Annotated in this window: 2 protein-coding genes; one reads left to right on the top strand and one right to left on the bottom strand. The window is 48.6% G+C overall.

The genetic code is table 11. The features are described from left to right. Positions 1-353: VOC family protein (locus OK409_RS19870; RefSeq protein WP_264367384.1), on the bottom strand; the 353-nt coding region annotated here is incomplete at its 3' end. Positions 354-410: 57 nt separating this feature from the next. Here OK409_RS19870 and OK409_RS19865 point away from each other — a divergent pair. After that, the coding region (locus tag OK409_RS19865) for a helix-turn-helix transcriptional regulator (protein WP_264367383.1) at positions 411-788 on the top strand (378 nt) is incomplete at its 3' end.

The raw sequence follows: 788 nt of genomic DNA, 5'->3' as shown, positions 1-788 counted from the left end.
ATACATACCCGGATACGGTGCCCGTCAGGATCAAGCGCAACGAACGTCTTGCCAAAAACAGCATGTTTGGGCTCCTGTTCTATCTGCACACCGCTCTCTGACCATTGCTGATAAAGCACATCAACCTCTTGAATATCTTTCACCATAAAACTCAATTCAGTTCGGCTACCTACACCGCAGGATATAAAGTCACTCGCTGTCGTTGACCATAGTCCAAGGTTCAGGCCGTTATTAAAGGAAAAAGCCACCCACGTCGGAAGCATCACGTCTGGTTCTGTATTGAATAGCTTCTGGTAAAAACCACTGCTGACAATCGGATTATCAACATAAAGAATGATCAGGTTAGGTATCATGAGTCTCTCACGCCAAAAAGAATGAGACATCACTATTGCAGGGAGCATTGACAGAACATGTCAGCATCAGGACCGAAACGAGCAGAACGCCTTCTCAATCTTCTGCAGATTTTTTATCAGCATCGCTATCCGATAAGCGGCCACAGGCTGGCTGAAGAACTTTCAATCAGTCTTCGTACACTTTACCGTGATATTGGCGCACTACGCGATCAGGGTGCCGACATTCAGGGTGAGGCTGGCACAGGATATATCCTTTCCCGGAGCCATCATTTACCGCCGGTGATGTTTACCCCCGAACAGCTCGATGCACTGGCGCTCGGTTTACGCTGGGTAGCCACATATGGTGATAAGGGCATTGCTAAAGCGGCTTCAGAGGTAACGGGGAAAGTCCGCCACGGTCTTCCGCCACAGTTACAGACACTGTTTGATGACTCG

The sequence above is a fragment of the Pantoea sp. RG18 genome (assembly GCF_025910075.1).
Classification (GTDB): domain Bacteria; phylum Pseudomonadota; class Gammaproteobacteria; order Enterobacterales; family Enterobacteriaceae; genus Pantoea; species Pantoea agglomerans.
This window is presented reverse-complemented; position numbering and strand designations above follow the sequence as displayed.